The following is a 26,186-nucleotide window of genomic DNA, read 5'->3' as shown; positions in this document are numbered from 1 at the left end:
ACAACCGTTTCATCATGCAGCCACTAGCAAGATCACGCAGTCGGCCCGATCCGGCGAATGAACCAGCAACCGACCTCTTGCGCCGCCGATGCCACTTCTGCCAGATTCACCCCAGCCAGCCAGAGATGGCATGCCCGTGACAGGAGATACCCGCCTCCCGTCCGGGCAGCTACTGCATACCTATGCAGTCTCGTCCTCATCCAGGATGTTCCATCCCCACATAATGGAGACGAACGTGCGAATATCCAGACTCGTCCCCGCGCTCGCGGCCACCGCACTCGCCGTTCTGGGGCTCGCCCCCACGGCAGCGGCCCAGACCGTGGCGAGCGCGGACGCGCCCAAGGTGGCGTCCGTCAACTCCCCCCGCCCGATCATCGGCGGCGGCTATGCCGGCAACGCCCCCTGGGCAGCCCGGCTCTTCTCCAACGGCCGCCAGACCTGCAGCGCCACGATCATCGCCCCGACCTGGATCCTCACCGCGAAGCACTGCGTCAGCGGCGGCGGCCTCTCGTTCCGCATCGGCAGCCTCGACCAGACCTCCGGCGGCACCACGGCCAACGGCGTCGGCGTCCAGAGCCACCCGAGCGCCGACCTCTCCCTCGTGCGCCTCGACCGCTCCGTGCCGGGCACCTACGCGCGCCTCGGCTCGCCGGGCTCCGTGTCGGTGGGCCAGACCGTGCAGGTGTACGGCTGGGGTGCGACCTCCCAGTGCGGCCAGGAGATCAACTGCCAGTCCCGGCTCCTCAAGGTCGCCAACGTCGTCGTCACCGGCGGCTGTCGTGACGCCTACCAGGGCCAGGCCATCTGCGCCCGGCGCGGCGACGGCATCACCGCGGGCGGCGACTCGGGCGGCCCGATGATGGGCAACGGCGCGCAGGTCGGCGTCGCCTCCACCAGTGACCGCCAGACCACCACGGCGTACACCAACGTGACGGCGTACCGCTCCTGGATCCAGAGCATCGCGGGCGTCTGACGGCACGTTCGGAGCGGACAGCCCGCTCTGCCCGCGCGTACTCGTCGGAGCAGGCCACCGACGAGTACGCGCACTTCCCGGCCCCCCTCTTGATCGGCCGGGGATTTCCCTGTTACCTCTCGGGCATGACCGGTTATTCCACGGACGCCACCGACTGGCGCATACTCGATGTCCTCCAGCGCGAAGGCCGCGCGAGCTACGCCGAACTGGCGCGCGCCGTCTCGATGTCCGCGAGCGCCGTCACCGAGCGCGTGCGGCGCCTGGAGGAGGCGGGCGTCATCCAGGGGTACGCGGCCGTGATCGACCCCGAACGGCTCGGGCTGCCCATCCTGGCCTTTGTCCGCCTGCGCTACCCCAACGGCAACTACAAACCCTTCCACGACCTGGTCGACGCCACCCCCGAGATCCTTGAGGCACACCACGTCACGGGCGACGACTGCTTCGTCATCAAGGTCACCGCGCGTTCGATGCAGCACCTCGAAGAGGTCTCGGGAAGGATCGGCGCGCTGGGGTCGGTGACGACGAGCGTCGTCTACTCCTCTCCCCTGCCGCGCCGGCCGCTCGGACGCTGAGAGCCTGTCCGTGAACCCGGGCGCGGACCAGCCCGCCGCTCAGGCCCCGCCCCGCTGCCGCACGGACGACCCGTCCCGCCCCTTCACGACCTCCAACTGCGCGTGCACGCGCCGCCGCAGGTCCGCGACGTGGCTGACGATGCCGACGCTGCGGTCCCGCTCGCGCAGCGAGTCGAGGACGTCGAGGACCTCGTCGAGCGTCTGGTCGTCCAGGCTGCCGAACCCCTCGTCGATGAAGAGTGTGTCGAGGCGGACACCGCCGGCCTCGTCGGTGACCACGTCGGCGAGGCCCAGCGCGAGGGCGAGCGAGGCGAAGAACGTCTCGCCGCCCGACAGCGTCGACGTGTCGCGCTCGCGGCCCGTCCAGGCGTCGACGACGTGCAGCCCGAGGCCCGAACGGCCGCGCCCCGTGCGGTCGTCGGAGTGCACGAGGGTGTAGCGGCCCGACGACATGCTCCGCAGCCTGGCGGTCGCGGCGGCGGCGACCTGTTCCAGCCGGGCGGCGAGCACATACGACTCCAGGCGCATCCGGCGTTCGTTGTCCGCCGAGGTGCCGGCGGCGAGACCGGCGAGCCGCGCCACCCTGTCGTACGCGGTCCGCAGGGGCGCCAGCCTGCGCATCGCGGCGAGCGAGCGGGCGGAGAGCCGATCCAGTTCGGCGCAGCGCCGGTCGGCCGCGTCCCTTGCGGAGGCGGCGCCCCGCAGGCGCAGGCCCGCCGCCTCCGCGGCTTCGCGTGCGGCGGTCAGGTCGGCGGGGGGCTGCTGCGCGGCCGCGGCCGTGTCCGGTTCGGCGAGGACGGCGCGCACCGCGGCTTCCTCGTTGCGCCAGGCGTCGATGCGGTGCTGGATCTCGCGGTATCGGGCGTCGTCGAGCACGGCGGCGGCCGCGGCCGCCGGCGTGTCGAACCCGGCGCGGTAGGCCGCGTCGGCGAGGCGCGCGTCCGCGGCCTTGAGGCGCTCGGCGGTGTCGGCGGCGGCGCGGGCGGCGTCCGCGGCCTCGGTCAGCAGCGCGGCCTGCCGCTCCAGCTGGGCGGCGCGGTCCGCGACGCTGCCGCTGGCACCCCTGGCCCTGGTCAACTCGGCTTCCAGGGCGTCCTGTTCGCGCACCAGGGCGTCGCGCAGGGTGGCGCGGGACGCGGCGCGGCGCGCGGCCTCCTGCTGTCCGGCGAGCCTTCGGTCGTACTCGCCCTCGGCCCGCGCCAGCGCCTCCCTGGCGGCGTGCAGCCCGGAGGCGCGGTCGCGGGCCTCGGCGTGTGCCCGCAGCAACGCGTCGACGGCGGAGGCAAGTTCGTCGCTGGTGGGGTCCGTGTCGGTGTGGCCTTCGGCGCACTCGGCATCGGCGCCGTCCGGGTCCGTGAGCGGGCCGCCGCGTGCGGCCGCCGTCGCCGCCGCGAGGGATTCGCGTACGTCCCCGAGGGCGCGCTCGGCGGCCTCGCGTGCCTCGACCGCGCCGCGGTGGGCGGCGAGCGCCGCTTCTTCCGTCCGGCGGTCGACGTGCCCGGCGACCTTGCGTGCGGGGGCGGGGTGCTCCGTCGCGCCACACACGGCGCAGGGCGCCCCGTCGCTGAGATGCGCGGCCAGTTCGGCGGCGATGCCGGTGAGGCGCTGTTCCTTGAGCGCGAGCCAGTGTTCGTGGGCGGCGGTGGCGGACTCGCGGGCGGCGAGGGCGCGTTCCTGTGCCGCCGCGGCGTCCTCGGCGAGGTGGTCGCGGCGGCGGGCCGCGGTCAGGCGGGTCCGGGCCGGTTCGAGGCGGCCCGCAAGACGCTCGGCGCGGGTCGCGGCCTCCTGGGCGGACTCGATGCGCTCCTGCAGCGTGGTCCGGGTCGCCTCCCAGCCGTCGAGCCAGCCCGCCGCGTCCTGGAGCAGCTCGTCGTCGGCGCGCTCCTGGCGGTCCAGCGTCGCGCGTTCGGCGGTGATGTCGGCGGTCCTTCGCTCGGCGCGCCGGGCGGACGCGAGGCCGCCCAGCTCCTCGGCCGCCGTGCGCGCGGCGGCGGCGAGGCCCACCGCGCCGGAGGCCGCGAAGGTCTCGGGCAGTAGCCCACGCGCGCGTGCCTCCGCCTCCGTGGCGTGGCGGTGCTCCGCGTCGGTGGTGTCGCGCAGGCTGAGCGCGGGTGCGACCGTCTCGGCCTTGCGGGCCCGTTCCAGCCGCTCCGCGAGCTCGCGCTGCTCGTCCTCGCGCGCGTGGAGCCCGTCGGCCCGGGACCGCGCCTCGGCTAACCGGCCCTGCAGCCGGTCGAGTTCGCGCACGTCGCCGAGGCGGCGCTCCGCGGCGGCCTGGGCGGATTCCGCGGCCGAGAGCGCGCAGTGCGCGACGGTGCGGCGTTCGCGGGCGCCCGCGCGGGCGACGGCGGCCCAGGTGAGGACCGCGTCGGCGAGCCCCGGGTCGCCGGGCGCGGCGTCGGGCAGGGGCAGCTCGGCGCCCTGGCCACTCTCGCCCGCGGCCTGCTGCATGCGGTGCGCGTCGGCGAGGAGCGCCGCGTCGCCGTCCTTGACCTCGGCTTCGGTGGTGCGTCGCTGTTCGGCGAGACGCTGTTCCACGGCGGCGAAGCGCCGCGTGTCGAAGAGCCGTCCGAGCAGCTTGCCGCGCGCTTCCGCGTCCGCCCGCAGGAACCGGGCGAAGTCGCCCTGGGGCAACAGCACGACCTGGCAGAACTGCTCCTTGCTCATGCCGAGCAGCTGGCTGACCTCTTCGCCGATCTCCTGGTGGGACCGGCTGAGGTCCTTCCAGCCGCCCGTGCCGTGCTCCGTATCCCCGGCGGCTCCGGCGGCCCGGGCGTCGTACTCGCGCAGCCAGCTCTGCGCCTTCTCCGTGGTGGTGCCCGTGCCGCGCTTCTTGGGGCGTGCCCACGGCGGCTGCCGGGTGATCTCCAAGCGGCGCCCGGCGACGGTGAGTTCGAGACACACCTCTGTGCGCGTGCCCAGCCGCGCGTGGTCGCTGCGCAGCGTCATGCCCTGCCCGCTGCCCTGCCGGGCGCCCGGCACCGAGCCGTAGAGGGCGAAACACACGGCGTCCAGGACGGAGGTCTTGCCGGCGCCGGTCGGGCCGTGCAGCAGGAAGAGTCCGGCGGTGCTGAGGTCGTCGAAGTCGATGTCCTGGGTGGTGCCGAAGGGCCCGAAGGCGGTGATGCGGAGCCGGTGGAGCCTCATCGGGCGACCTCGCGCAGGGTGTCGTCGGTCCGGACGGCGTCAAAAGCGGAACGCAGCACTTCCCGCTCGTGCTCATCGGGCCCGGCGCCGCGCACATGGGTCACGAAGTCCACGGCGATCTGCTGGTCGCTGCGGCCCTGGAGCCGCTGGGCGTAGGAGAGGTCCGGGTCGTCGGGGGCCCGGTCCGGGTCGAAGACGAGGCTGAGGGTGTGCGGGAAGCGCTCGCAGAGCCGCGCCATGGGGTCGTCGGGGCGCACCGCGTCGGTGAGGGTGGCCTCGACCCAGGCCTCTTCGTGGCGGGCGAGGTCCGGATCGTCGAGGAGGCTGTCGAGGGTGCCTTTGAGGCGGGCCAGCGGGCGCGGCACCGGGCAGTCGAGGCGCTCGGCGTCGACCTCCCCCTCGGGCCCGAGGTCGACGAGCCACATGCTCTTGCGATGGTCCGCTTCGGAGAAGGAGTACGGGAGCGGGGAGCCGGAGTAGCGCACGCGGGCGCCGAGGGTCTGGCTGCCGTGCAGGTGGCCCAGTGCCGCGTAGTCGACGCCGTCGAAGACCGCGGACGGTACGGCGGCGACACCGCCGACGGTGATGTCCCGCTCGCTGTCACTGGCCTGGCCGCCGGTGACGAAGGCGTGGGCGAGGACGACGGAGCGGGTGCCGCGCGCGCGGGTGGCCAGGTCGGCGCGCACCCGGTCCATGGCGGCGCCGATGACCGCCTCGTGCCCTGCCTTGTCCACCGCGAACTCGTCCTTGACCAGGGCCGGTTCCAGGTAGGGCAGGCCGTAGAAGGCCACGTCCCCGTGGGCGTCGGCGAGGATCACGGGCTCGGCGCAGGCGGCGGGGTCGGTGCGCAGGTGGATGCCGGCGCGGTCGATGAGGCCCGCGCCGACTCCGAGGCGGCGTGCCGAGTCGTGGTTCCCGGAGATCATGACGGTCGGCACGCCGAGGTCGGCAAGGCGATGCAGGGCGTCGTCGAAGAGCTCGACGGCCGCGAGCGGCGGCACCGCCCTGTCGTACACGTCACCGGCCACCACGACGGCGTCCACGTCGTGCTCGCGCACGGTCGCCACCAGGTGGGCGATGAACGCGGCCTGGGCGTCGAGCATGTTCACGCGGTGGAACGATCGCCCCAGATGCCAGTCGGACGTGTGCAGCAGCCTCATGATTCACGAGACTAACGGGCGGGTCGGACATCACGGGCGGCCCCTCCCGCAACCGCTCCCCCTCGGGGTCACCGGTGAACGCGTCTCATGCGTCCCCGTACGCGTCTCATGCGTCCCCGTACGCCTCTCCCCCGAGCTCGAACGCCGCGCTGCCCGCGGTGGCGTCGGCCAGCCAGCTCCGGAAGGCCTCCACGTCGGCGTCGGGCAGGCCGATCTCGATCGTGACCGCCTCGCCGTAGCGTACGTCCCGCACCTCGCGGCCGGTCGTCCGCAAATCGTTCTGGACCTTGCCGGCGCGCTGGTGGTCGACCATGACGGTGGCGAGCCGGAAGCGGCGGCGGGTGACGGTGCCGAGTGTGTCGAGGGCCTCGCCGACCGCTCCTCCATAGGCACGGATGAGCCCGCCCGCGCCGAGTTTGACCCCTCCGTAGTAGCGGGTCACGACGGCGACGGCGTACCGCATGTCCCGGCGCATCAGCATCTGCAGCATCGGGACGCCCGCGGTGCCGCCGGGCTCGCCGTCGTCGCTCGCCTTCTGTACGGAGGCGTCGGCCCCGATGACGTAGGCGAAGCAGTTGTGGCTGGCAGTCGGGTGGTCCTTGCGGATGCGCGCGACGAAGTCCTGGGCCTCCCGTTCGGTGGCCGCGGGTGCCAGGGCGCACAGGAAGCGCGAGCGGTTGATCTCGGTCTCGTGCACGCCCTCGCGGGCCACTGTGCGGTACTCGTCCTGCATCACGCCAGCGTAGGCGCTCGTCGGCGGCCGGCCGCACCCGGCAGGGCGCCCGGGTGGCGTGGGCCACAGGACGCCCGTGTGCGGGGGTCGCGCCCGGTACCGTGATCTCTCGTGACGTCACCTTCGATACCCGTGCGCCAAGACGCGGGCCCCGCCGGGCCCTTGGCAACCCTGCTCGCCGGCGTGCCTGTCACGGTCGTCGAGACCCATCACGATCCGGCCGACGCCGTCCTCTTCCCCGAGGAGGAGGCGGTCGTCGCGAACGCGGTGGCCAAGCGGCGCAACGAGTTCACCACCGTGCGGCACTGCGCCCGTACGGCGCTGGCCCGCATCGGCGTGCCGCCCGCGCCGATCCTGCCGGGGCAGCGCGGGGCGCCGGGCTGGCCGGCCGGGGTCGTCGGCAGTATGACGCACTGCGCCGGGTACCGCGCGGCGGTCGTGGCCCGCGCGGGCGAGGTGACCTCGCTCGGCATCGACGCGGAGCCCGGCGAGCCGCTGCGCGACCCCGACGTCCTGAACCTGGTGGCCGACGAGACGGAGCGTGCCGCACTCGCCGCGCTCGGCGCCCGGCACCCGGCCACGCCCTGGGACCGGCTGCTGTTCAGCGCCAAGGAGTCCGTCTACAAGACGTGGTTCCCCCTCACCGGCCGCTGGCTCGGTTTCGAGGACGCCCGGGTGGAGCTGGCCGCGGATGGGACGTTCACCGCGCGGCTTCTGGTCGAGGGACCCGTGGTGGACGGCGTCGAGCTGACGGGCTTCGCCGGTCAGTGGGTCGTCCAGGACGGGATCGCCGCGACGGCCATCGTCCTGCCGGTGACGTCCGCGCTGCCGGTCGGGTGAGCGCCTCTCTCCCAGGACTGGTGACGGTCTTCGCCGTGCTCTTGCGTCTTCGCCGTGCTCTTGCGGAAGGTCAGCCCTTGACCGTCCCTTCGGCCTCGTCGCCCGCGAGCGTCTCCCAGAACATCTCTTCGTAGCGCCCCACCAGTGCGCCGAAGCGCAGGTGCGCCGTCGTCACCCGGCCCCGTCCGAGACCGGCCCGCACCGCGGCGAGTGCCTGCCGGTCGAGGTCCGGTGCGGGCTCGGCGAAGAGGTCGAAGAACCCGCAGGCCTCGTCGGCGAAGCCGTAGTGATCGCGCAGTGCCCGGGCGATGGTCGCGCAACTGCGGCCCCAGACCGCGAAGTTCGCGGTGAGGGCGAGGACGACGTCGGCGGGTTCGCCGTTCAGGGCGAGCCAGGCCACGTACGCCGGGTAGGCCTGGCAGCCCGCCCGCGGCTCGTACGTGGCCGCCTCGTCCTTGCTCACCGCGCAGGCATCGAGCAGCGGATTGAGCCGTTCCCTCGCGAGGCTCTCGCCGTCGGCGAGGGTCTCGAAGAAGGCGGCGGACTCCAGGTCCCGGGACTCGGTGGCGCGCCGGGCGAGGTGCTGGAAGGAGCGCCGGTCGGCGGGGATGACATGCCGCTGCTCCAGCGCGAGGACGGCGAGCGTCCGCACCCGGGCGGAGCCGTCGGCGATGCGCGGGACGAGGGGGTTCGTGGCGGGGTCGGAGGCGAGGCGGGCGGCCGCGGCCTGCAGGAGCTCTTGTGCCGTCGGAGTCATCGCGCACACCTTCCGCTGGGCGGGAACCGGGCGGGAACTTCTCGGCCCGACTGCTAGTTTCTACTCTGCTGTAGAAATGGGCGAGGACCCGGAGCTGCGCGCAGCGTACCGGGCGACTGGTCCAACACCCCTGATCCACCGATACATTTACGGAGTTTTCCCCATGGCCCTGTGGGACCGCGTCAAGGAATCCGCATCGACGATGCAGACCCAGCTGATGGCGAAGAAGAACGACCTCAAGAGCGGCGCCTTCCGCGACGCGAGCATGGCGATGTGCGCCCTGGTGGCGGCCGCCGACGGCACCGTCGACCCGTCCGAGCGCCAGCGCGTGGCGCAGCTCATCGGCACGAACGAGGTCCTGCAGAACTTCCCCGCGGACGACCTGCGCCGCCGCTTCGACGAGTACGTGGACAAGCTGACCGCCGACTTCGCCTTCGGCAAGGTCAGCGTCCTCCAGGAGGTCGCCAAGGCGAAGAAGAAGCCCGCGGAGGCCCGTGCGGTCATCCAGATCGGCATCGTCATCGGCGGCGCCGACGGCGACTTCGACAAGGACGAGCAGGCCGTCGTGCGGGAGGCGTGCTTCGCGCTCGACCTGCCGCCGCACGAGTTCGACCTCTAGGAACGCACGTTTCCGGCGCCGCGGCCACGCGTTCAGAGTGGCGTGGCCGCGCGCAGGATGAGGACCATCGTGACGGCGGCGTTCGCCGAGGACATCGCGGACACGGCGGTGCCGAAGGCCGCGGACCACAGGGCGAGCCCCACCGCCGTGAACACGGACGGGCGGGTGCGGACCGCAGGTGCCGGGGCGAGGAGCGCGGCGACCCGGCGCGGTACGGGCCCAGGGGCCGCGAGTCCCGCGAGGGTCGGCGCGGGCACACCGCGCGAGACGAGGGCCGCCTTGCCGATCGCACGGGCGACGACCCGGCGGTCCCGTACCTCGCGGGCGGCCGCCTCGTCGGCCCAGCGCTCCGCGGCGTAGGCGACGGAGGTGCGCAGCGGCCGCAGGAACGGATTGGCGCGGGCCGCCAGTTGCGTCACGACCAGATGCCGGTGGTGCCGCGCGGACAGGTGGGCCCGCTCGTGGGCGAACAGCGCGCGGCGCTCCCGGCTCGCGAGCCGGGAGAGCATGCCGGTGGTGACGACGACGCGCCCGCCCGCGCGCGACGGCAGCGCATAGGCGTACGACGCCTCGTCGGCGAGCACGGCGACGGAGCCGCCGCGCAGCCCGTCGAGGGCGCGCCGCCCGCGCACCCGTACGCGCGCGTGCCGCCACAGGGTGTGCGCGCAGGCCGCGCACACCGCGAGCAGGGCGGGGATCGCGACCTTGCCCGCGACCTCGTCATAGGGGACGGCGGCGCGCACCTCGGGGTCGGACCAGCCGTCCGGCAGGGGGTTGCCCGGCAGCTGGGCGGTGCCGACGACCATCAGGAGCGCCAGGCAGAGCGTGCTGCACAGGGCCATCACGCCGGCGACGGCGGTGAGCAGCCGGGTCGCGGTGCGCGGGTGGAGGTGCTGCTCGGCGAGGCGGGCGATCGGCCACGCGGTCAGCGGCAGCACCAGCGGCAGGAAGACGAAGACGCCCATCAGCGGAGAACCCCCATTGGGCGTCAGTCGTCGGCCCCGGCGCCCGCCTGGCCGAGCAGCCCGCGCAGGAGCTGCTCGTCGTCGGGTGTGAGGGTCGTGACGAAGCTGGCGAGCACGGCCCCGCGGTCGCTCTCGCCGTCGAGCACCTTGCGCATCCGGAAGGCCGCGAGCCCCGCCTCGTCCGAGGCGGGCAGCCACGCGAACGACCGGCCGGAGCGCTCGCGGGTGACCGCGTCCTTCGCGAGGAGGCGGGTGAGGATGGTCATGACGGTCGTGTACGCGAGGTCGCCGCCGATCCGCTCCTGCACCCAGGCCGCGCTGACGGGTCCGCGCGCGGCGTGCAGCGCGGCGAGCACCTGCGACTCCAGCTCGCCCTGCGCGCGGCGGCGCAGCCGCGGCGGCCGATCGTCGTGCTCGTCGTGGTGCGTCATGCCCGGAAACCCTCCAGCCTCTGTGTACTCCACCCTCTGTGTACTGCACGGCGGACGGGGAGCGCCCTATCGTAACGGGGCACCGCCGCACGGCCCACTTCTACATTCCTGTAGATTTCGGGAAGCCAGATTCCAGTATCCAGATCTCCATCCAGATCTCTGACCTCAGGAGGACATCGTGGGAGTTTCCCTGGCCAAGGGCGGCAACGTCTCGCTCAGCAAGGAGGCCCCGGGCCTCACCGCAGTCCTTGTCGGTCTGGGATGGGACGTGCGCACCACGACCGGCACCGACTACGACCTCGACGCCAGCGCGCTGCTCTGTGACGACTCCGGCAAGGTCGTCTCCGACCAGCACTTCATCTTCTACAACAACCTGACGAGCCCGGACGGCTCCGTCGAGCACACCGGCGACAACCTCACCGGTGAGGGCGAGGGCGACGACGAGGCCGTGAAGGTGAACCTCGCGCAGGTGCCCACGGACATCTCGAAGATCGTCTTCCCGGTCTCCATCCACGACGCCGAGAACCGCGGCCAGAGCTTCGGCCAGGTCCGCAACGCGTTCATCCGCGTGGTGAACCAGGCCGACGGCGTCGAGATCGCCCGCTACGACCTGTCCGAGGACGCCTCGACGGAGACCGCCATGGTCTTCGGCGAGCTCTACCGGCACGGGGCGGAGTGGAAATTCCGTGCGGTCGGCCAGGGTTATGCCAGTGGGCTGCGCGGCATCGCGTCGGACTTCGGTGTGAACGTCTGACCCGCGCGCGTCCCTGACGGCATCCGGCCACGACCCAGAGGAGACAGGCCATGTACGGCGACCAGGAAACGGTGCGCAGGATCCTGACGGAGCTCGGCGACACCTGGGCCGTCGTGGGCCTGTCCAACAACCAGGACCGGGCGGCGTACGGTGTCGCGGCCGTCCTGCAGCGCTTCGGCAAGCGGGTCGTGCCGGTCCATCCCAAGGCCGAGACGGTCCACGGCGAACAGGGATATCCGTCCCTGTCCGCCGTGCCGTTCCCGGTCGACGTCGTCGACGTGTTCGTCAACAGCGCGCTGGCGGGACCGGTCGCCGACGAGGCGGTCGCCGCCGGCGCGCGGGCCGTCTGGTTCCAGCTCGGCGTGGTCGACGAGGCGGCGTACGACAGGACCCGTGCGGCGGGCCTGGAGATGGTCATGAACCGCTGCCCCGCCATCGAGATCCCGCAGCTGGGCTAGCGCCCGTCCGGCGCCCGGCCCCGGTCGCTTCCCAGCGATCAGAACTGCTGGTCGGGCCAGTCGAGCAGCCGTGCGCCGATCACCGCGGTCTGCAGCGCGTAGCGGTGCACGGGATCGGCCGGGCTGGCTCCGGTCAGCTGGTGGATGCGGTCCAGACGGTAGGTCAGGGCGCGCACGCTCAGCGAGAGGCGGCGGGCCGCCTCCGCCGCGACACAGCCCGCGTCGAAGAACGCGGCGAGGGTATCGATGAGGGGCTGCGCGCCGCCGCGCGCCTGCCGCAGCGGCCCGAGCGTATGCACCACCAGATCGGCCATGGCCTGCCGGTCACGGGTCAGTACGGGGTAGACGAGCAGGTCGGCGGCGTGCAGCACCGGCCCGTCGAGCTCCAGGCGTTCGGCCAGGTCCAGGGTATTGAGCGCCTCCTCGTACGACTGGACGACGCCGCCAGGACCGGGCTGCGGGCGGCCGATGACGACGCGCCCGCCGTCGGTGGCCGCGTACGCGCGCTTGGCGAAGAAGGCGAGGACCTCGCTCTGGTCGCCGGGGGCGATGCACACGAGTCGGCCGTCCTTGGTGGTGACCAGGATGCTGCGGCCCCCGAACCGGCCGATCAGCGCGCGCTCGACCTCGCGGGCGACGGCGTCCCCCTCCTCGTATCCGCTGGCCCCCTGGGCGACGGCGACCGCGTGCTCGTAGGAGAGGCGCAGCCCGAAGCGTTCCGCGCGCTCGGCGAGCAGGCCCAGGTCGCTGCGGCCGTGCAGCAGGTCGTCGATGAACTCCCGCCGGGCGGCCTCCTCCTGACGGACCGCCAGGCGCTGGCCACGCTCGTACCCCTCAGCGAGGGCGTCCACGGCCTGCTCGGCCGCGGCCAGCACGCTGTCCGCCGAGGCCGCCCCCGCGGCCGGCCAGTGCGCCCGCGTGGCCGCCAGGTGCGCACGCACCAGCGCCCGCAGTCCAAGACCGGCGTCGGCGGCTCGCTCACCGAGCGCGCGCCGCGACTCCAGCTCCTCGCGGGTCAGCCGGCGCCCGGTCGCCGCGGCGGCGGCCAGGATGCCCGCATAGCCGTCGAGGTACTCCTCGGGTACGGGATACGCCTCGGGTACGGGGTACGCCTCAGGTATGTCGCGCCCCGCCATGTCCGCCCCCGCCGTAGGTTGAATCATTTGGGGTCTTTCTAACGCACAAGGGACCCGAGGCTGTCGGCAGGGTGCGCGTACGGCGGTCCGGCGCCCCCGAGCGAACAATGGCGTGAACCGGCTGCCACCCACACGTAACAATGCGCGGGCGCGGGCCGATGCTAGAGGTATGCCTCTGACTGGTGAATACGAGCCCGGTACCTGGGACTGGGCGAGCAAGCAGGTCGACGTGTACGAGAGCTCCGGCGGTACGGAGGGGACGACCATGAAGGGAACGCCGGTCGTCGTACTGACCTCGATCGGCGCCAAGAGCGGGAAGCTCCGCAAGAACCCCCTGATGCGCGTCGAACACGCCGGGGAGTACGCCGTGGTGGCGTCGAAGGGCGGCGATCCCGCCCACCCGTCCTGGTACCACAACCTGGTCTCCCAGCCACATGTGGAGCTGCAGGACGGCACGGTGAAGAGGGACTACCGCGCGCGTGAGGCCTCCGGCGAGGAGCGCGAGCTCTGGTGGGAGCGCGCGGTGGCGGTCTGGCCGGAGTACGCCGAGTACCAGACGAAGACGACCCGCAAGATCCCGCTCTTCATCCTCAGCCCGCTCGAATCCTGATCGCGCTCGAATTCTGATTCCGTTCGCGCCCTGATCCCGCCCGGCGCAGGCCGCGCCCCGGGCCTACCGCTCCCGCCGCCAGGCGCGGTAGGCCCGTCCCGTGGCGCCTCAGTGAGCTGGATCACGCGGGAGCCGTCTCGCGCACGAGGTCGATCGCCCGGCCCAGCGTGGTGAGCCGCGCGTCGAGCGTGTCGCCCGCCGGATAGAAGCGCACCGTGTCCACACCGGCCGCACGCCAGACCCTCAGCCGTTCACGCACCATCTCCTCGGTGCCGATCAGCGTGGTCGCGAGCACCATCTCATCGGTGACGAGACCGGCCGCGCCGTCGCGGTCGCCCGCCTGCCAGCGCTCGCGGACCTCGGCGGCCACCTCGGCCCAGCCCTGCCTGCTGTAGGCGCTGTTGTAGAAGTTGGTCGTCGCGGAGCCCATCCCGCCGAGGCTGAAGGCGAGTTCCTTCTTGCGTCCGGCGACCATCGCGCGCAGGGTCTCCTCGTCGTCCGCGAAAGCCACTTCGGCGCCCTGGCAGATGTCGAGGTCGGCGCGGGTACGCCCGGACGCGCCGAGGCCCTCGTCCAGGTGGTCGAAGTACGCCTCCTTGGCGCCCTCCGGCACGAAGCTGGTGCCGAGCCAGCCGTCCGCGACCTCGCCCGTCAGGCGGAGCATCCTCGGGGAGAGGGTGGCGAGGTAGACCGGCAGGTCGTGCTCGGCCCGCAGCGACAGGCGCATCGGCCTGGCGTCGCCGCCCGGCAGCGGGACGGTGAACTCCCGCCCTTCGTAGGCGATCTTCTCGCCCGACACCGCCTGCCGGACGATCTCCACGGTCTCCCGCATCCGGGAGAGCGGGCGCGCGAACGGCACGCCGTGCAGGCCTTCGATCACCTGTGGCCCCGACGGGCCGAGACCCAGCAGGAAGCGCCCTTCGGAGATCTGCGAGAGCGTGAGGGCGGCCCGGGCGATGGCGACGGGGCTGCGCGTGGCGAGCTGGATGATGCCCGAGCCAAGGAGCATCCGTTCGGTCCGCGCCGCCAAATAGCCGAGCGGGGACGGCGCCTCGGAGCCCCACGCCTCCGCCACCCAGCAGATGTCCATGCCGAGCTTCTCCGCCTCGGTGACGAAGTCGACCGTTTCCCGCCAGTTCGCCCCGGACGCCTCGACGGTCGTTGACGTACGCATCAGGCACGCACCCCTTCCACGGTCTGCGCGCCCTCGGCCAGCGCCTTGATCGCATCGACCGTGGCGGCCATCCCCCGCTCGAACTCCCGCAACCGCACGAACACGATCTTCTGCTCCTTGTCCGGCATCCGCTCGATCGCGAGCGAGAGCCCCGAGCGGCCCGGGCCCAGCCGCACCCACTGCGTCAGGAGCGTGCCGCCGTCCTGCCGCGCCGCGAGCCCGAACCGCCAGAGGGCGCCGGGCCGTTCCGGATCGCCCACCGCCCAGGCGAACTCGCGCGGCGCCTCGCACGCCACGATGTGCGACGTGGTCTCCCACTCCCCCAGCGACTCGTGACGGCTCCGCCCGGTGAACCGCGCGCCGGGCGCGGGGCCCGTCGCACCGTCCAGCCACGCGACCGACTGCAACTCGGCGCTCAGCGTCGGCATCAGGCCGATGTCCGAGACCAGTTCCCACACCCGTTCCGGTGACGCGGCGATCCGCCCGGCCACCTCGACCGTCGGCCCGTCCGCGTAGCGCGCGCCTGTCCACTCCATCGTCGATCGCCCTCTCTTATCCCTTAAGAGTCACGTCCCTTAAGAGTCACGCCGCCTGACCTTGCCTGACCTTGAGAGTTGCGTAGATAGACTCACTCGTCAAGAGTCGGCCGGGGCCCGGCGCGTAGTGGGGGCGCGGTGCCGTCAGCGGCTGAACCGCGCCTTGACGTCCGGGCGTTCGGCGAGCCGGGGCGGGTAGCCGGGGCCCATGCGCGGGCTCGTGTCCGAGGCCGTCATCGGTTCCTTGCACGCGGCGCACACGACCTCGGCCTGGCTGTCGTGGCCGCAGCGGTCGTGGTGGAAGACGACCGGAGCGCCCTCTTCGCCGCTGAGCCATCGATCGCCCCAGCTGTTCATCGCGGCGAGCACACCGAAGAAGTCACGGCCCTTCTCGGTGAGTACGTAGTCGTGGCGCACCGGGTCCCGCTGGTAGGCCCGCTTCTCCAGGAGCCCCTCGTCGACGAGGCGGCGCAGCCGGTCGGTGAGGGTGTTCCTGGCGATGCCGAGCTCCCGCTGGAACGCGTCGAAGCGCTTGATGCCGTAGAACGCCTCGCGCAGCACGAGCGGCGTCCACCAGTCGCCGAGCAGGTCCATCGTGCGGGCGATGGAACACGGCCAGTTCGCAAAGGAAGTCCGCCTCATGAGGCCAGCATACGAAGGGTCTCACCATGAGACCCACCAGACAGGAGCGGGGACGTGACGTTCGACGCAAACCGTGTCCGCCCGTTGTGGTGGAGCGCCCCGAGCTGATCGGGTACGAGGACCGGGACCCGGGGGAGGCACCGGCGGAGCCGCAGAACTCAGGAGAACACCGCATGACGACCGGGTACTTCAGTTCCGTCGACGACGTCGCCACCCGGCTGGCCGCGACAGGCTATCTGGCCTCTCCCGCGGTCGCCACCACCGTGTTCCTGGCGGACCGGCTCGGCAAGCCGCTCCTGGTGGAGGGTCCGGCGGGCGTGGGCAAGACGGAGCTGGCCAAGGCCGTGGCGGAGGTCGCCGGCGCAACCCTCGTACGGCTGCAGTGCTACGAGGGTGTCGACGAGTCACGCGCCCTGTACGAGTGGAACCACGCCAAGCAGTTGCTGCGCATCACCGCGGGCCGCGAGGAGTCGTGGGACGACGCGCGCACCGACATCTTCAGCGAGGAATTCCTGCTCCGCCGCCCGCTGCTCACCGCGATCCGCGGCGACGAGCCGAAGGTCCTCCTGATCGACGAGACGGACAAGGCCGACGTGGAGGTCGAGGGGCTGCTCCTGGAGGTTTTCAGCGACTTCCAGGTCACGGTCCCCGAACTGGGCACGATCAGTGCGGAGCGCCGCCCGTTCGTCGTCCTCACCTCCAACGCGAGCCGCGAGCTGTCGGAGGCGCTGCGCCGCCGCTGCCTCTTCCTCCACATCGGGTTCCCCGACGAGGAGCTGGAGCGCCGCATCGTCCGCATGAAGGTGCCCGGCCTCGACGAGGCGCTCGCCGCGTCGGTGGTGCGGGTGGTGGGCGCGCTGCGCGCGATGGACCTGCGGAAGGTGCCCTCGGTCGCGGAGACCATCGACTGGGCCCGCACGCTGCTCGCGCTCGGCGCCGACACCCTGGACGAGACCGTCGTACGTGACAGTCTCGGCGTCGTTCTGAAGCACCAGGACGACGTCCTGAAGGCCGCCGCCAAGCTCGACTTGGACGCCGTGTGACCACGCCCCCGCGGCCCGGGACCCCTGCCGACGGGCTCACCGGCCGACTCGCCGGTCTCGTCGGGACGCTGCGGTCGCACGGGCTGCGCATCGGTCCGGGCGAGACCGTCGACGCCGCGGCCGCCCTGGAGGCGCTCGGCCTCACCGACCGGGAGCGGGTCAGGGAAGGGCTCGCCGCCTCACTGCTGCACCAGGAGAGCCAGCGCGCGGTGTTCGACCCGGTCTTCGACCTGTACTTTCCGCTGGGTGTCGGCGCACCGGACGGCGGGAGCGAGCTTCCCGGCGCGGAGGGGAGCGACGGCGACCGGGACGCGCTGCGCGAACGCCTCGTGGCGGCGCTCGCCGCGGGTGACCGTGCGCTGCTCGGTCAGTTGGCGGGCGAGGCGGTGGACGGCTTCGGCGGGTACGGCTCCTCCGGGTCGGGCTCGGACGGCTGGTCGTCCCACCAGACGCTCGGCCGGGTCCGTCCTGAGACGCTGCTCGCGCGGGCCCTCGCCGCGCTCCGGGCGGGTACCGCCGGACAGGGCACCGGCGAGGCCGCGTTCACGGACCGCCTGGCGGCCGACGAGATCCGGCGCCGCATCGAGGAGTTCCGTGAACTCGTCCGCACCGAGGCGCGCCGCCGGGTCGCCGAGCGGCGCGGCACGCAGGAGATCGCCCGCCGTGCCGTGGCGACCACCGCCGACCGCGTCGACTTCCTCCTCGCGGGCCGCGCACAACTGGCCGAACTGCGCGGGGCGGTGCATCCGTTGGCCCGCAAGCTCGCCACCCGCCTCGCCGCCCGGCGCCGACGGGCCGCGCGCGGCAGCATCGACCTGCGCCGCACCCTGCGCGGTTCGCTGTCGACCGGTGGTGTGCCGATGCGGCCGGTGCTGCGCCGCCGCCGTCCCGCGCGCCCCGAACTGGTGCTGCTGTGCGACGTGTCCGGTTCGGTGGCGGGCTTCGCGAACTTCACGATGCTGCTCGTCCAAGCGCTGCACGACCAGTTCAGCAAGGTGCGCGTGTTCGCCTTCGTCAACCGGGTCGACGAGGTGACGGGGCTGCTCACACACGGCGCCGCCGACCCGGCGGGCCTGGGCGGCCGGATCCTCGGCGAGGCCGCGGTGACGGGGTGGCACGGCAGCAGCGATTACGGCACGGCCCTCGGGGAGTTCGCGGAGCGGTACCTCGACGCGGTCGGCCCGCGCTCCACGGTCTTCGTCCTCGGCGACGCCCGCACGAACATGAGCGACCCGAACCTTCCCGCGCTGCGGCGGATCGCGGAGCGGGCCCGTCAGGTGTACTGGCTCAACCCCGAACAGCGGCCGCAGTGGTCGACCGGGGACTCGGCCGCGTACGCGTACGCCGACCTCGTGGACATGCACGAGTGCCGCAACGCGCGGCAGCTCGGCGGATTGATCGCCCGTTTGCTGCCGGTCTGCTAGCTGTACGAGCGGAAGGCCACTCGGGCATCCAGGTCGAAGGCGTTGGCGCCGGTCGGGGACGGCAGCCGGAGGGCCGCGTCGATGGCCGGCCCGAGACGGCCGCAGCCTGATGTCCGCGGGGCCGAGAAGGCGTTGTCCGCCACGGAGAAGGCCACGACCAGTGGTTCCTTCGAGACGACGGTCGGCGCCGCGGTCTCCTTGAGCTTCAGGCGGACCGGGTCCGCGTCCGTGCCTATGGAGCAGCTCGGTGGCACGGCGGGGCCCGAGAGCCGGAATGCCAGGTCCAGTTCGCCGCGCCGCTCGTCGTTCTCGTGGAAGTCGAAGTGGCCCGCGTACCGCGGGGTGAGCTTCAGGAACGTCCCCCCGACGCGTACCGGAGCGGCGGTCATCCGGCCGAAGACCTGGTGGAACTCACCGTTCACGGTGCCCTCGGCGAAGGTGATCGTCATCCCTCTGCCGAGCGCCTGGTCCATGCGGCCGAGGGTGAGATGGCCGTCGGCGGTCATGGCCTCGCAACGCCAGTCCGCCGGTTCGGCGCCTTCAGGGAGTTCGGAGAGGGCCGGACAGGAGTCGAAGCCGGGCCCCCGCACGACCGCGGGTCCGGCTTCGGCCGCGGGGACGCTCGCGTGGGCCGGACTTGCTGCCGCTCCCGCCCCCAGTGCCAGCGCGGTCAGCGCCAGAACCAGGCGTCGGGGCAAGCGCGTTGCACGGATGGCATGGGACATGTCGACCTCCGGGTGACTGTTCCGGTGAGAACACCCACTGCGGCAGAAGATTCTGCGTCACCTCACCATCTCCGGACCGGCGACCTCGACGACCCTCGCCGCCGCCCTCGGCGAGAACACCGGCACCCTCAGCTACCACCTGCGCCGACTGGAACGCGGCGGGTTCATCGAGGACGCCCCGGACCGCCCCCGGCGGCCGCGAGCGCTGGTGGCGAGCGGTACGTGGCCTGGACGTCCGCAGGCCCGCATAGGACGAGATGACCGAGGCCGAGGGCGCGATCGTGGCAGCCCTCGACCGGATCAAGATGAACGAGGACATCGAGCTCGCCCACCGCTACATGGCCGGACAGGCCGACGCGGCAGGGCTGATGCGAGGCTCGCGCAGCCTCAGTCACCTCACCGAGGAGGAACTGGGCGCCTTCCATGACGCCTATCTGGAACTACTGGCCCGCTTCGCCCGCGGCCCGGAAGACGCCTCGCCCGACGCACGACCCGTACATCTCAGGTGGTTCGCCGTTCCAGCCGAATGACGCGGCCCGTCACCCCTCACGCCTGCGCGCAGGACCGGGACCTGACCGCCCCCGCGAACACACACAGCCAGGCCGGCGTGCCGTCACGGCCGGGCCGGGCCGCTCGCGCCGAGCCGACGTGTGCGTGTCCGACCTGCGGGTACCCGGCCGCGACGACGAGCTGAAGGAGAATTGTGGCTGTGCATCGCAAGAACATCTTCGTGATCGGTCTGGACGAGGCCAACCTGCCCGCCCTGGGCAGCATCCCCCGCGCCGCGGAGTACCGGTTCCACCCCCTGCTCACCGTCGACGAGCTTCAGGGCGGCGAGGTGTCGGTACCGGAGCTCCTCGACAAGGCGCAGGGAATCCTCGACTCCTTCGACGGCACCATCGATGCGATCGTCGGCTACTGGGACTTCCCCGTCAGCACCCTCGTGGCGATCCTTGGCGACCGCTACGGCACCCGCAGCACCAGCCTCGAGTCGATCGTCAAGTGCGAGCACAAGTACTGGAGCAGGCTGGAGCAGCAGAAGGTCATCGACGAGCACCCGCGCTTCGGCCGGGTCGATCTCGACGCGGACGAACCGCGGCCGCCCGAGGGCGTGCGGTACCCGATGTGGCTCAAGCCCGCGCTCTCGTACTCCTCCGAGCTGGCCTACAGCGTCAAGAACGAGGAGGAGTTCCGCGAGGCGTGCGCCCGCATCAAGGAGGGCATCAGCCGGGTCGGGCGGCCCTTCGAGCACATACTCCAGCAGGTGGACCTGCCGCCGGAGATGGCCGGCGTCGGCGCCGAGGTGTGCCTGGCGGAGGAGGCGCTCTCGGGCGTCCAGGTCGCCGTGGAGGGTTACGTCCACGGGGGCGAGGTCACCGTCTACGGCGTCCTCGACTCCATCAACTATCCCGGCTCCTCCTGCTTCCTGCGCCATCAGTACCCCTCCGGCCTGCCGGAGCCCGTTCAGCAGCGCCTGCACGACGTGTCGAAGCGGGTGATACGGCAGGTGGGCATGGACGAGGCGACCTTCAGCATCGAGTACTTCTACGACCCGGGCGCCGACGCCATCAACCTCCTGGAGATCAACCCGCGCCACTCCCAGGCGCACGCGGAGCTCTTCGCCTACGTCGACGGCGTGCCCAACCACCACTGCATGGTCAGTCTCGCCCTCGGCGAGGACCCCGCGCTCCCCTACCGCGAGGGCCCGTACGCGGCGGCGGCCAAGTGGTACTACCGGTGGTTCGCCGACGGTGTCGCGCACCAGGTGCCCGAGCGCGAGGAGATCGACCGGATCGAGCGCGAGATTCCGGGCGCCCGCGTCGAGGTCGGCGTCGAGGAGGGGCGCAAGCTGTCCGACGCCACCGATCAGGACAGCTACAGCTTCGAGCTGGCCCACATCAGCACCGGCGGCGACAGCGAGGAGGACCTGCGCCGCAAGTACGACCGGTGCGTGGCCGCCCTCGGACTCGCCTTCGACGGCACCGAGCCCGGCGGACGCCACCTCACCAACGACTAGTCGGCGAACCCCAGAACCCCGGAACCCCAGAACCCCGGAACCGCAGCACCGCAGCACGGACCCGCCTGCCCGGCGGGGGAAGCAACCGAGAGGACGGCACGGCCCCATGCGCTACGTGGACAATCTCCCGTACGCGACGAAAGAAGAAGAACACGTCGTCATCCCCATGTCCGACGGCATCCGGCTGTCGGCCCGCATCTGGCGTCCCACGTCCTCGGACGACGCTCCGGTGCCGGCGGTCCTGGAGTACATCCCGTACCGCAAACGCGATCTGAGCTCCCAGCGGGACTCGATGCACCACCCCTACATCGCGGGGCACGGGTACGCGTGCGTGCGGGTGGATCTGCGCGGGACCGGCGAGTCCGAGGGCCTGCTCACGGACGAGTATCTGGAGCAGGAACAGACCGATGCCGAGGAAGTGCTCGCCTGGCTGGCGGAGCAGCCCTGGTGCGACGGGGCCACCGGCATGATGGGCATCTCCTGGGGCGCGTTCGCCGCGCTGCAGGTGGCGGCCCGGCGGCCGCCGAGCCTGCGCGCCGTCGTCATCTCCTCGTTCACGGACGACCGGTATGCCGACGACATGCACTACATGGGCGGCGCCATGCTGTCGGACAACCTCGCCGAGGCGGGCACCATGTTCGCCTACGCCACCTGCCCGCCGGACCCGGCGGTGGTCGGCGACCGCTGGCGCGACATGTGGCAGGAGCGGCTCGACAACGCCAGGCCCTGGGTCCTGGAGTGGCTGCGCCACCAGCGCCGCGACGCGTATTGGCGGCACGCCTCGGTCTGCGAGAACTACCAGGACGTCCGCTGCCCCGTCCTCGCCTCGAGCGGCTGGGCGGACGGCTACTCCAACGCCGTGACCCGTCTCCTCGGCCACCTCGACGTCCCCCGCAAGGGCCTCATCGGCCCCTGGTCGCACAAGTACCCGCACCTGGGCGAGCCCGGCCCCGCCATCGGCTACCTGCAGGAGGTGGTGCGCTGGTGGGACCACTGGCTCAAGGGCGAGGACAACGGAGTGATGGACGGCCCGATGCTGCAGGCCTGGATGCAGGAGAGCGTGCCGCCGTCCACGTCGTACGAGGAGCGGCCCGGACGCTGGGTCGCCGAGCGGGACTGGCCCTCGCCGCACATCGAGCAGGTCAGCCACCCGCTGCTGCGGCACCGCATCGCCATGCCGGAGGACGCGGAGAAGGCAGGGGCGCCGGAGGGCGAGGCCATGACCGTGCAGTCCCCGCTGTCCGTCGGACAGTTCGCCGGCAAGTGGGCGTCCTACAACGCGCCGCCCGACCTGCCCTACGACCAGCGCGAGGAGGACGGCGGATCGCTGGTCTTCGACTCCCCCGAGCTGACCGAGACCGTGGAGATCCTCGGCTCGCCCGCCGTGGAGCTCGACCTGTCGGTCAGCGAGCCGGTGGCCACCGTCGCCGCGCGCATCTCCGACATCGCCCCCGACGGGAGCGCCACCCGGGTCACCTACGGCGTGCTCAACCTGACCCGCAGGGACGGCACCGGCGAGCCCGAACTCCTCGAGCCGGGCCGCCGTTACCGGGCGACCCTCCAGCTCAACGGCGTCGCCCAGTCGTTCCCGCCCGGCCACCGCATCCGGCTCTCCCTGTCCACCTCCTACTGGCCGCTGGCCTGGCCCCCGCCCCGGCCCGTGCTGCTCAGCGTGTACGAGGGGTCCAGCGCGCTGCGCCTGCCGGTGCGCCCGACCGCCGAACCGGACGGCGCCCCGCAGCGCCCCTTCGGCGAACCGGAGGGCACCCGGCCGCTCACCACCACCCAGCTCACGCAGCCGGACCAGCGCTGGGAGGTCAAGCGGGACCTGATCGGATACGACTGGGCCCTGGAGATCGTCAAGGACCGCGGCACCGTGCGCTACGAGGAGATCGGCCTCGACGTCGGCTGCCGGGCCTACGAGCGGTACACCGCGACCGGGGACGACTTCACCTCGGTGGGCGGTGAATCGGACTGGACGATGCGGTTCCGACGCGGCGACTGGGACGTGAGCGTGCGGACCCGCACGGTGCTGACGTGCGACGAGGACCAGTTCTTCGTCGACGCGACACTCGACGGTTACGAGGGGGAGCGCCGGGTCTTCTCCCGCACCTGGAACGAGACCCTGCCGCGCGACGGGCTCTGACCCGCCCCCACCCCGGGCGCCCCCCTGCCACGGCCCGTGAGCTCATGACGGTCCGGGCACCGGCACCTCGACCAGAGGCGCCGGCAGGGCGCCCGGCACGCCCGTGCGGGCGAAGGCGACCCAAGTGGCGCGCACGGCCTTGCCGAGCCGGTCGGTCTCCTCCCATGGGGTGTCCCCCAGCATCGGGGACGATCGCCAGGCGTCGCGGGTGCCGAAGAGCAGGGGCAGTTCGAGGCAGTGGGCGGCGCCGAAGGGGGACCCGGCGGGGCACCAGTCGAGCCGGTACGCGTGCGCCCGGGCTCCGGCACGGACCAGACTCGCCCCGAAGCGGGCGAGAGGGACTTCGTACACCTCGCGGGTCCGCTTCGCCGGATCGTCGTCGTCCCGGCAGAACACGATCATGTCGTCGGCGTTCCAGCCGTACAGGACATCGATGTCACGTACGTTCTCGTCGGCCCTGTCCTGCGGGCCGGGAAACGGAGCGATGCCCTCGACCGGCATGAAGGCGGGTTCCATCGTCCGGCCCGACCTCCGCAGGTGGGTCAGCGCCGTCTCGTTCTGCGCCGCAAGGATCGCGGGGAGGTCGGCCGTGTGCGGGTCGCCGTCGAGCGCCTCGGCGAAGATCCGGCCGAGTTCGAGGGACTCCTCGTGGGGGCGCGCGGTGATGTCGATCGGGGCGCTCTGCAGAATCGCGCGGCGGAAGAGGCCGCGGGCTTCGGGCAGTCGCGTCAGCAGGCGGACCGAGATGCCGCCGGCGGACTGGCCGATCACCGTGACGTCCGCCGGGTCGCCGCCGTACGCGGCGATGTGCGCGCGCACCCAGCGCAACGCCTCCACCTGGTCGTACAGGCCGAGGTTGCCTTCGCTCACCCCGTCGAGGCACAGGTAACCCAGCGCGCCCAGGCGGTAGTTGACGCCGACGACGACCACGTCGCCCTCGGCGGCCAGCGCGCCTCCGTCGTACCACTCCAGCAGACCCGCGCCGCTGCTGAACCCGCCGCCGTGCAGCCACACCAGCACCGGTCTCGCCCGCGAGTCCCTCGCCGGTGTGGTGATCGACAGGTTCAGGCAGTCCTCGCCCTGCGGGTGGTCGTCGCGCGGCGATCCCATCACGGCGTCGAGCCGGGAAGGGGGTTGCGGGGCGATCTCGCCGCTGGACGGGCGGGGATCGCTCTCCGCCACCGGGAACGGCCGGGCGAAACGTTCCGCCGTGGCGTAACGAATCGGTCCGGTGCGGACCACTTGTGCACGGAGCGTCGTCGAGTCGGTCATCCTTGCCCACCTTCCGTGGCGCGTACAGCTGCTCGGCGAAGTCTCCGCCACCGGACGGATCAGCGCCACTGACGCGCATGCCGCCGCTCAGCGCCGGAAGTGGATCCGTAACACCGCGCCCCGCGGGCCGAAGCGTTCGGTGACGAGGTCGCTCAACTGCCGTACGACCCACAGGCCATGACCGCTCGCGGCCCCCGGCGCGGGCGGAATGTGTCCCGGATATCCCGTGTCCCCCCTGTCCCCCGGGTGGCCGGACCGGCCGCACCCGGCGTCGGCCACCTCACAGACGATCCAGTCGGAGTCGCACCACAGACGCAGCACACCCCGGCCGCCGCCGAACCGGACCGCGTTCACCACCGCTTCGTGCACAGCGGCGACCATGTCGCGTGCGCGGTCCTCGGCGACCCGGCAGCGGCGGGCGTACTCGGCGACGGCGAGGCGCACCGCCACCGACTCGCCCCGGGCGAAGGAGACCGAGCGGGCCGACGCGGAGGGTTCGGCCACTCCGGGTGCGGAGCGTGCCCGTTCGTCGCACTCGGCGTAGAAGTCGGCCGGGTCGGTGTACTGGCCGCCGGAGGCCGGTCCTTCGGGGCCCGCGGTCACTTCGGGGTGGGTGTTCCGCGCGGTCGTGAGCACGTCGTCGGGCAGGGTGCGGGCGTCGTAGGGGCACACGATCCAGTGACCCGAGTCGGCGAACGCCACGTTGATCAGCGACTCGTAGCGCATCCACTCCCGGGTCTCGACGGCCGTGCGCCCCGTCCAGACCGGCTCGCCGATGACGCGGACGCGCCGCGTGCCGCCCTCGTCGTGCTCGGTGCAGTAGTCGTTGTAGCGGCCGAGGGTGCGGGACGGGAAGTGGTACCAGTCCAGGGCGTCGACGAAGTCGACGTCCCGCGCAGCGCGGCCGAGGGCGTCCCGCAGCAGCGTGATGTTGTCCCGTCCGACGACGGCGAGCACCGCGTCACCCGCCGCGAGACCGTCCCGGACGAAACCGGCCGTGCCGGAAAGGAACTCCTCGTCCGAGGCGTAGCACAGCGCCTGATGGACGAAGCCGGTGCGCGTCATGTCTCTTCGCGTCCCTTTCCCATGTCCAGGCCGGGCATCCGGTCCCAGCCGGTGACGCGCATGACCCGGCGCAGATGCGGGGCGATGCCGTCGAGGACCAGGCCGCCGCCCAGCGCGTACAGGGCGACGCCGGTGAAGACGAACAGGCGCAGCGCGCACACGTCGATGAAGGTGAGGTCGCGCACGTCGAGCCGGGTCCGGTGCGGGTCGTCGGTCCGCTCGGTGGCGCGCTCGGTCTCGGCGTGCAGCGCGCGGGCCACCGCGGTGACGTTGCTGTCGTCGATCTCACCGCACAGGGCGAGGCCGGGTGGCGTGAACGTCCGGGTGATGCGCAGCAGTTCGTCCTGCCAGACGTCGTCGGCGACGGCCCTGCCGTGGTGCAGGGCATCGAGCGCGGTCAGTTCGTGCGGGCCGAAGAGGCGGCGGTCGTACAGGCACAGCCCGAGTGCGGGCAGCGTCGCGAAGGCGGGGTCGAGCAGCCGCTCGGCCTCGCAGAGCGCCTCGGGCGGTAGGTCGGCACGGGCCGACGCCACATCGAGGGCGACCCGCAGCCCGAGAAAGCCGTCGGCCGTCGCGGACTCGGCCTCGCGGCACACGAGTTCACCGATGCCGCGCGCTCCCCCGCTCACGCTCAGCCGGGACCTCGCCCGCAGCCTGCCCGCGTCGAGCGCCCCCGCCACGTCGCACCCCTCGCGGCCCAGGACCCCGAGCAGGGCGGCCGCCGGTTCCTCGGCCGACGTCAGGAACAGCCCGCACTGCCCGCCCGCCAGGCCGTCCATGAAAAAGGTGCCAAGTACCGCCGCGCGTTCCTCGTCCGTTCCGTAGCCGAGGAAGAGGTGATCCCCTGGCCGCATCTGCCCCACGGCCCGCAGGGCAGGAGCCACGCCCATTCTCATGCACCCCCTCCGCCGACGCCCGCCGCACCGCTACCCGATGTGGCTGGACGATTACACGTTACGCACCTGCGGAGCCCTCCGGAACGGCCTC

General features: G+C 72.5%; 26 protein-coding genes and 1 pseudogene. 13 read left to right on the top strand and 14 right to left on the bottom strand.

Annotated elements, in window-relative coordinates; genetic code table 11:
- Positions 1 to 235 precede the first annotated feature (235 nt).
- Both ABZ953_RS06415 and ABZ953_RS06410 read left to right on the top strand, forming a co-directional pair.
- On the top strand, positions 236 to 973 hold the full coding sequence (locus ABZ953_RS06415; RefSeq protein ID WP_361717627.1) for a trypsin-like serine protease: 738 nt from the start codon (positions 236 to 238) through the stop codon (positions 971 to 973).
- 125 nt (positions 974 to 1,098) lie between these two features.
- Positions 1,099 to 1,545 (top strand): Lrp/AsnC family transcriptional regulator, encoded by a 447-nt coding sequence (locus ABZ953_RS06410; RefSeq protein WP_361717624.1) that lies wholly within the window; start codon positions 1,099 to 1,101, stop codon positions 1,543 to 1,545.
- 39 nt (positions 1,546 to 1,584) lie between these two features.
- Here the strand turns inward: ABZ953_RS06410 and ABZ953_RS06405 are convergent, their stop codons facing one another.
- From ABZ953_RS06405 to ABZ953_RS06395, 3 genes are all read right to left on the bottom strand, one after another.
- A complete protein-coding gene (locus tag ABZ953_RS06405; protein WP_361717621.1) occupies positions 1,585 to 4,692 on the bottom strand; it encodes an SMC family ATPase in 3,108 nt (1,035 codons plus the stop codon).
- The gene (locus tag ABZ953_RS06400; protein ID WP_361717618.1) at positions 4,689 to 5,852 is read right to left on the bottom strand and encodes an exonuclease SbcCD subunit D; all 1,164 of its coding nucleotides are present in this window, start codon (positions 5,850 to 5,852) and stop codon (positions 4,689 to 4,691) included. The genes ABZ953_RS06405 and ABZ953_RS06400 overlap by 4 nt, the downstream gene beginning before the upstream one ends.
- 106 nt (positions 5,853 to 5,958) lie before the next feature.
- Positions 5,959 to 6,585, bottom strand: coding sequence for a YigZ family protein (locus tag ABZ953_RS06395; protein ID WP_361717615.1), 627 nt, complete (start codon positions 6,583 to 6,585; stop codon positions 5,959 to 5,961).
- A 162-nt stretch (positions 6,586 to 6,747) separates the two neighbouring features.
- Here ABZ953_RS06395 and ABZ953_RS06390 point away from each other — a divergent pair, with 162 nt between their 5' ends.
- Positions 6,748 to 7,425 carry a 4'-phosphopantetheinyl transferase superfamily protein gene (locus ABZ953_RS06390; RefSeq protein ID WP_361718255.1) on the top strand — a complete coding sequence of 226 codons (678 nt, stop codon included), beginning with the start codon at positions 6,748 to 6,750 and terminating at the stop codon, positions 7,423 to 7,425.
- 70 nt (positions 7,426 to 7,495) lie between these two features.
- Here the strand turns inward: ABZ953_RS06390 and ABZ953_RS06385 are convergent, their stop codons facing one another.
- Complete coding sequence (locus tag ABZ953_RS06385) at positions 7,496 to 8,182, bottom strand: transcriptional regulator (RefSeq protein ID WP_361717612.1); 687 nt, start codon at positions 8,180 to 8,182, stop codon at positions 7,496 to 7,498.
- A 163-nt stretch (positions 8,183 to 8,345) separates the two neighbouring features.
- Between ABZ953_RS06385 and ABZ953_RS06380 the strand changes: the two genes are divergently transcribed.
- Positions 8,346 to 8,801 carry a TerB family tellurite resistance protein gene (locus ABZ953_RS06380; protein WP_150164242.1) on the top strand — a complete coding sequence of 152 codons (456 nt, stop codon included), beginning with the start codon at positions 8,346 to 8,348 and terminating at the stop codon, positions 8,799 to 8,801.
- A gap of 32 nt (positions 8,802 to 8,833) precedes the next feature.
- Here the strand turns inward: ABZ953_RS06380 and ABZ953_RS06375 are convergent, their stop codons facing one another.
- Together ABZ953_RS06375 and ABZ953_RS06370 are read right to left on the bottom strand one after the other, a co-directional pair.
- The gene (locus ABZ953_RS06375; protein ID WP_361717608.1) at positions 8,834 to 9,766 is read right to left on the bottom strand and encodes a M56 family metallopeptidase; all 933 of its coding nucleotides are present in this window, start codon (positions 9,764 to 9,766) and stop codon (positions 8,834 to 8,836) included.
- Positions 9,767 to 9,789: 23 nt separating this feature from the next.
- Complete coding sequence (locus tag ABZ953_RS06370) at positions 9,790 to 10,197, bottom strand: BlaI/MecI/CopY family transcriptional regulator (RefSeq protein ID WP_361717605.1); 408 nt, start codon at positions 10,195 to 10,197, stop codon at positions 9,790 to 9,792.
- A 178-nt stretch (positions 10,198 to 10,375) separates the two neighbouring features.
- Here ABZ953_RS06370 and ABZ953_RS06365 point away from each other — a divergent pair, with 178 nt between their 5' ends.
- Positions 10,376 to 10,951 (top strand): TerD family protein, encoded by a 576-nt coding sequence (locus ABZ953_RS06365; RefSeq protein ID WP_361717602.1) that lies wholly within the window; start codon positions 10,376 to 10,378, stop codon positions 10,949 to 10,951.
- Between the two features lie 50 nt (positions 10,952 to 11,001).
- Positions 11,002 to 11,409, top strand: coding sequence for a CoA-binding protein (locus tag ABZ953_RS06360; RefSeq protein ID WP_361717599.1), 408 nt, complete (start codon positions 11,002 to 11,004; stop codon positions 11,407 to 11,409).
- A 38-nt stretch (positions 11,410 to 11,447) separates the two neighbouring features.
- On the opposite strand, the gene ABZ953_RS06355 is transcribed toward ABZ953_RS06360, so the two are convergent.
- The gene (locus ABZ953_RS06355) at positions 11,448 to 12,545 is read right to left on the bottom strand and encodes a helix-turn-helix domain-containing protein (protein ID WP_361718252.1); all 1,098 of its coding nucleotides are present in this window, start codon (positions 12,543 to 12,545) and stop codon (positions 11,448 to 11,450) included.
- 169 nt (positions 12,546 to 12,714) lie between these two features.
- On the opposite strand from ABZ953_RS06355, the gene ABZ953_RS06350 reads away from it, so the two are divergent.
- Positions 12,715 to 13,155 carry a nitroreductase family deazaflavin-dependent oxidoreductase gene (locus tag ABZ953_RS06350; protein WP_361717596.1) on the top strand — a complete coding sequence of 147 codons (441 nt, stop codon included), beginning with the start codon at positions 12,715 to 12,717 and terminating at the stop codon, positions 13,153 to 13,155.
- A 121-nt stretch (positions 13,156 to 13,276) separates the two neighbouring features.
- Here ABZ953_RS06350 and ABZ953_RS06345 read toward each other — a convergent pair whose 3' ends face one another.
- The 3 genes from ABZ953_RS06345 to ABZ953_RS06335 all read right to left on the bottom strand — a co-directional run bounded on the left by ABZ953_RS06345 (position 13,277) and on the right by ABZ953_RS06335 (position 15,507).
- Positions 13,277 to 14,329, bottom strand: coding sequence for an LLM class flavin-dependent oxidoreductase (locus tag ABZ953_RS06345; protein ID WP_361717594.1), 1,053 nt, complete (start codon positions 14,327 to 14,329; stop codon positions 13,277 to 13,279).
- Entirely contained in the window at positions 14,329 to 14,865 is a 537-nt protein-coding gene (locus tag ABZ953_RS06340) for an SRPBCC family protein (protein ID WP_361717591.1), read from the bottom strand. The genes ABZ953_RS06345 and ABZ953_RS06340 overlap by 1 nt, the downstream gene beginning before the upstream one ends.
- A 144-nt stretch (positions 14,866 to 15,009) precedes the next feature.
- Entirely contained in the window at positions 15,010 to 15,507 is a 498-nt protein-coding gene (locus ABZ953_RS06335; RefSeq protein WP_361717588.1) for a helix-turn-helix domain-containing protein, read from the bottom strand.
- Positions 15,508 to 15,680: 173 nt separating this feature from the next.
- On the opposite strand from ABZ953_RS06335, the gene ABZ953_RS06330 reads away from it, so the two are divergent.
- Both ABZ953_RS06330 and ABZ953_RS06325 read left to right on the top strand, forming a co-directional pair.
- The gene (locus ABZ953_RS06330) at positions 15,681 to 16,550 is read left to right on the top strand and encodes a MoxR family ATPase (RefSeq protein ID WP_361717585.1); all 870 of its coding nucleotides are present in this window, start codon (positions 15,681 to 15,683) and stop codon (positions 16,548 to 16,550) included.
- Positions 16,547 to 17,974, top strand: a complete 1,428-nt coding sequence (locus tag ABZ953_RS06325) for a VWA domain-containing protein (RefSeq protein ID WP_361717582.1) — start codon at positions 16,547 to 16,549, stop codon at positions 17,972 to 17,974. Before ABZ953_RS06330 ends, ABZ953_RS06325 begins: the two co-directional genes overlap by 4 nt.
- Here ABZ953_RS06325 and ABZ953_RS06320 read toward each other — a convergent pair.
- On the bottom strand, positions 17,971 to 18,672 hold the full coding sequence (locus tag ABZ953_RS06320; RefSeq protein ID WP_361717579.1) for a hypothetical protein: 702 nt from the start codon (positions 18,670 to 18,672) through the stop codon (positions 17,971 to 17,973). The two genes, ABZ953_RS06325 and ABZ953_RS06320, sit on opposite strands and share 4 nt — an antisense overlap.
- Before the next feature lie 64 nt (positions 18,673 to 18,736).
- On the opposite strand from ABZ953_RS06320, the pseudogene ABZ953_RS06315 reads away from it, so the two are divergent.
- The 4 genes and pseudogenes from ABZ953_RS06315 to ABZ953_RS06300 form a co-directional block, all read left to right on the top strand.
- A pseudogene (locus tag ABZ953_RS06315) lies at positions 18,737 to 18,811 on the top strand (ArsR family transcriptional regulator); the annotation flags it as partial.
- 145 nt (positions 18,812 to 18,956) lie between these two features.
- Positions 18,957 to 19,229, top strand: a complete 273-nt coding sequence (locus ABZ953_RS06310) for a hypothetical protein (RefSeq protein ID WP_361717576.1) — start codon at positions 18,957 to 18,959, stop codon at positions 19,227 to 19,229.
- Between the two features lie 179 nt (positions 19,230 to 19,408).
- Complete coding sequence (locus ABZ953_RS06305; protein WP_361717573.1) at positions 19,409 to 20,716, top strand: ATP-grasp domain-containing protein; 1,308 nt, start codon at positions 19,409 to 19,411, stop codon at positions 20,714 to 20,716.
- Positions 20,717 to 20,822: 106 nt separating this feature from the next.
- Positions 20,823 to 22,862, top strand: coding sequence for a CocE/NonD family hydrolase (locus ABZ953_RS06300; RefSeq protein ID WP_361717570.1), 2,040 nt, complete (start codon positions 20,823 to 20,825; stop codon positions 22,860 to 22,862).
- 42 nt (positions 22,863 to 22,904) lie between these two features.
- On the opposite strand, the gene ABZ953_RS06295 is transcribed toward ABZ953_RS06300, so the two are convergent.
- The 3 genes from ABZ953_RS06295 to ABZ953_RS06285 all read right to left on the bottom strand — a co-directional run bounded on the left by ABZ953_RS06295 (position 22,905) and on the right by ABZ953_RS06285 (position 26,095).
- Entirely contained in the window at positions 22,905 to 24,134 is a 1,230-nt protein-coding gene (locus ABZ953_RS06295; protein ID WP_361717567.1) for a carboxylesterase family protein, read from the bottom strand.
- An 87-nt stretch (positions 24,135 to 24,221) separates the two neighbouring features.
- On the bottom strand, positions 24,222 to 25,199 hold the full coding sequence (locus ABZ953_RS06290) for a sensor histidine kinase (protein WP_361717564.1): 978 nt from the start codon (positions 25,197 to 25,199) through the stop codon (positions 24,222 to 24,224).
- Positions 25,196 to 26,095: an MEDS domain-containing protein gene (locus ABZ953_RS06285; protein ID WP_361717561.1), complete on the bottom strand. Its 900-nt coding sequence runs from the start codon at positions 26,093 to 26,095 to the stop codon at positions 25,196 to 25,198. The genes ABZ953_RS06290 and ABZ953_RS06285 overlap by 4 nt, the downstream gene beginning before the upstream one ends.
- Positions 26,096 to 26,186 lie beyond the last annotated feature (91 nt).

The sequence above is a fragment of the Streptomyces sp. NPDC046465 genome, assembly GCF_040646035.1.
Lineage (GTDB): Bacteria > Actinomycetota > Actinomycetes > Streptomycetales > Streptomycetaceae > Streptomyces.
The sequence above is the reverse complement of the archived record's forward strand: the minus strand, read 5'-3'. Positions and strand labels throughout refer to the sequence as shown.

Coding starts and splice junctions, on each gene's coding strand:
- ABZ953_RS06410 (WP_361717624.1), top strand. CDS start 1,099: ATGACCGGTTATTCCACGGACGCCACCGACTGGCGCATACTCGATGTC.
- ABZ953_RS06405 (WP_361717621.1), bottom strand. CDS start 4,692: ATGAGGCTCCACCGGCTCCGCATCACCGCCTTCGGGCCCTTCGGCACC.
- ABZ953_RS06400 (WP_361717618.1), bottom strand. CDS start 5,852: ATGAGGCTGCTGCACACGTCCGACTGGCATCTGGGGCGATCGTTCCAC.
- ABZ953_RS06395 (WP_361717615.1), bottom strand. CDS start 6,585: ATGCAGGACGAGTACCGCACAGTGGCCCGCGAGGGCGTGCACGAGACC.
- ABZ953_RS06385 (WP_361717612.1), bottom strand. CDS start 8,182: ATGACTCCGACGGCACAAGAGCTCCTGCAGGCCGCGGCCGCCCGCCTC.
- ABZ953_RS06380 (WP_150164242.1), top strand. CDS start 8,346: ATGGCCCTGTGGGACCGCGTCAAGGAATCCGCATCGACGATGCAGACC.
- ABZ953_RS06375 (WP_361717608.1), bottom strand. CDS start 9,766: ATGGGCGTCTTCGTCTTCCTGCCGCTGGTGCTGCCGCTGACCGCGTGG.
- ABZ953_RS06370 (WP_361717605.1), bottom strand. CDS start 10,197: ATGACGCACCACGACGAGCACGACGATCGGCCGCCGCGGCTGCGCCGC.
- ABZ953_RS06360 (WP_361717599.1), top strand. CDS start 11,002: ATGTACGGCGACCAGGAAACGGTGCGCAGGATCCTGACGGAGCTCGGC.
- ABZ953_RS06355 (WP_361718252.1), bottom strand. CDS start 12,545: ATGGCGGGGCGCGACATACCTGAGGCGTACCCCGTACCCGAGGCGTAT.
- ABZ953_RS06350 (WP_361717596.1), top strand. CDS start 12,715: ATGCCTCTGACTGGTGAATACGAGCCCGGTACCTGGGACTGGGCGAGC.
- ABZ953_RS06345 (WP_361717594.1), bottom strand. CDS start 14,329: ATGCGTACGTCAACGACCGTCGAGGCGTCCGGGGCGAACTGGCGGGAA.
- ABZ953_RS06340 (WP_361717591.1), bottom strand. CDS start 14,865: ATGGAGTGGACAGGCGCGCGCTACGCGGACGGGCCGACGGTCGAGGTG.
- ABZ953_RS06335 (WP_361717588.1), bottom strand. CDS start 15,507: ATGAGGCGGACTTCCTTTGCGAACTGGCCGTGTTCCATCGCCCGCACG.
- ABZ953_RS06330 (WP_361717585.1), top strand. CDS start 15,681: ATGACGACCGGGTACTTCAGTTCCGTCGACGACGTCGCCACCCGGCTG.
- ABZ953_RS06310 (WP_361717576.1), top strand. CDS start 18,957: ATGACCGAGGCCGAGGGCGCGATCGTGGCAGCCCTCGACCGGATCAAG.
- ABZ953_RS06300 (WP_361717570.1), top strand. CDS start 20,823: ATGCGCTACGTGGACAATCTCCCGTACGCGACGAAAGAAGAAGAACAC.
- ABZ953_RS06295 (WP_361717567.1), bottom strand. CDS start 24,134: ATGACCGACTCGACGACGCTCCGTGCACAAGTGGTCCGCACCGGACCG.
- ABZ953_RS06290 (WP_361717564.1), bottom strand. CDS start 25,199: ATGACGCGCACCGGCTTCGTCCATCAGGCGCTGTGCTACGCCTCGGAC.
- ABZ953_RS06285 (WP_361717561.1), bottom strand. CDS start 26,095: ATGAGAATGGGCGTGGCTCCTGCCCTGCGGGCCGTGGGGCAGATGCGG.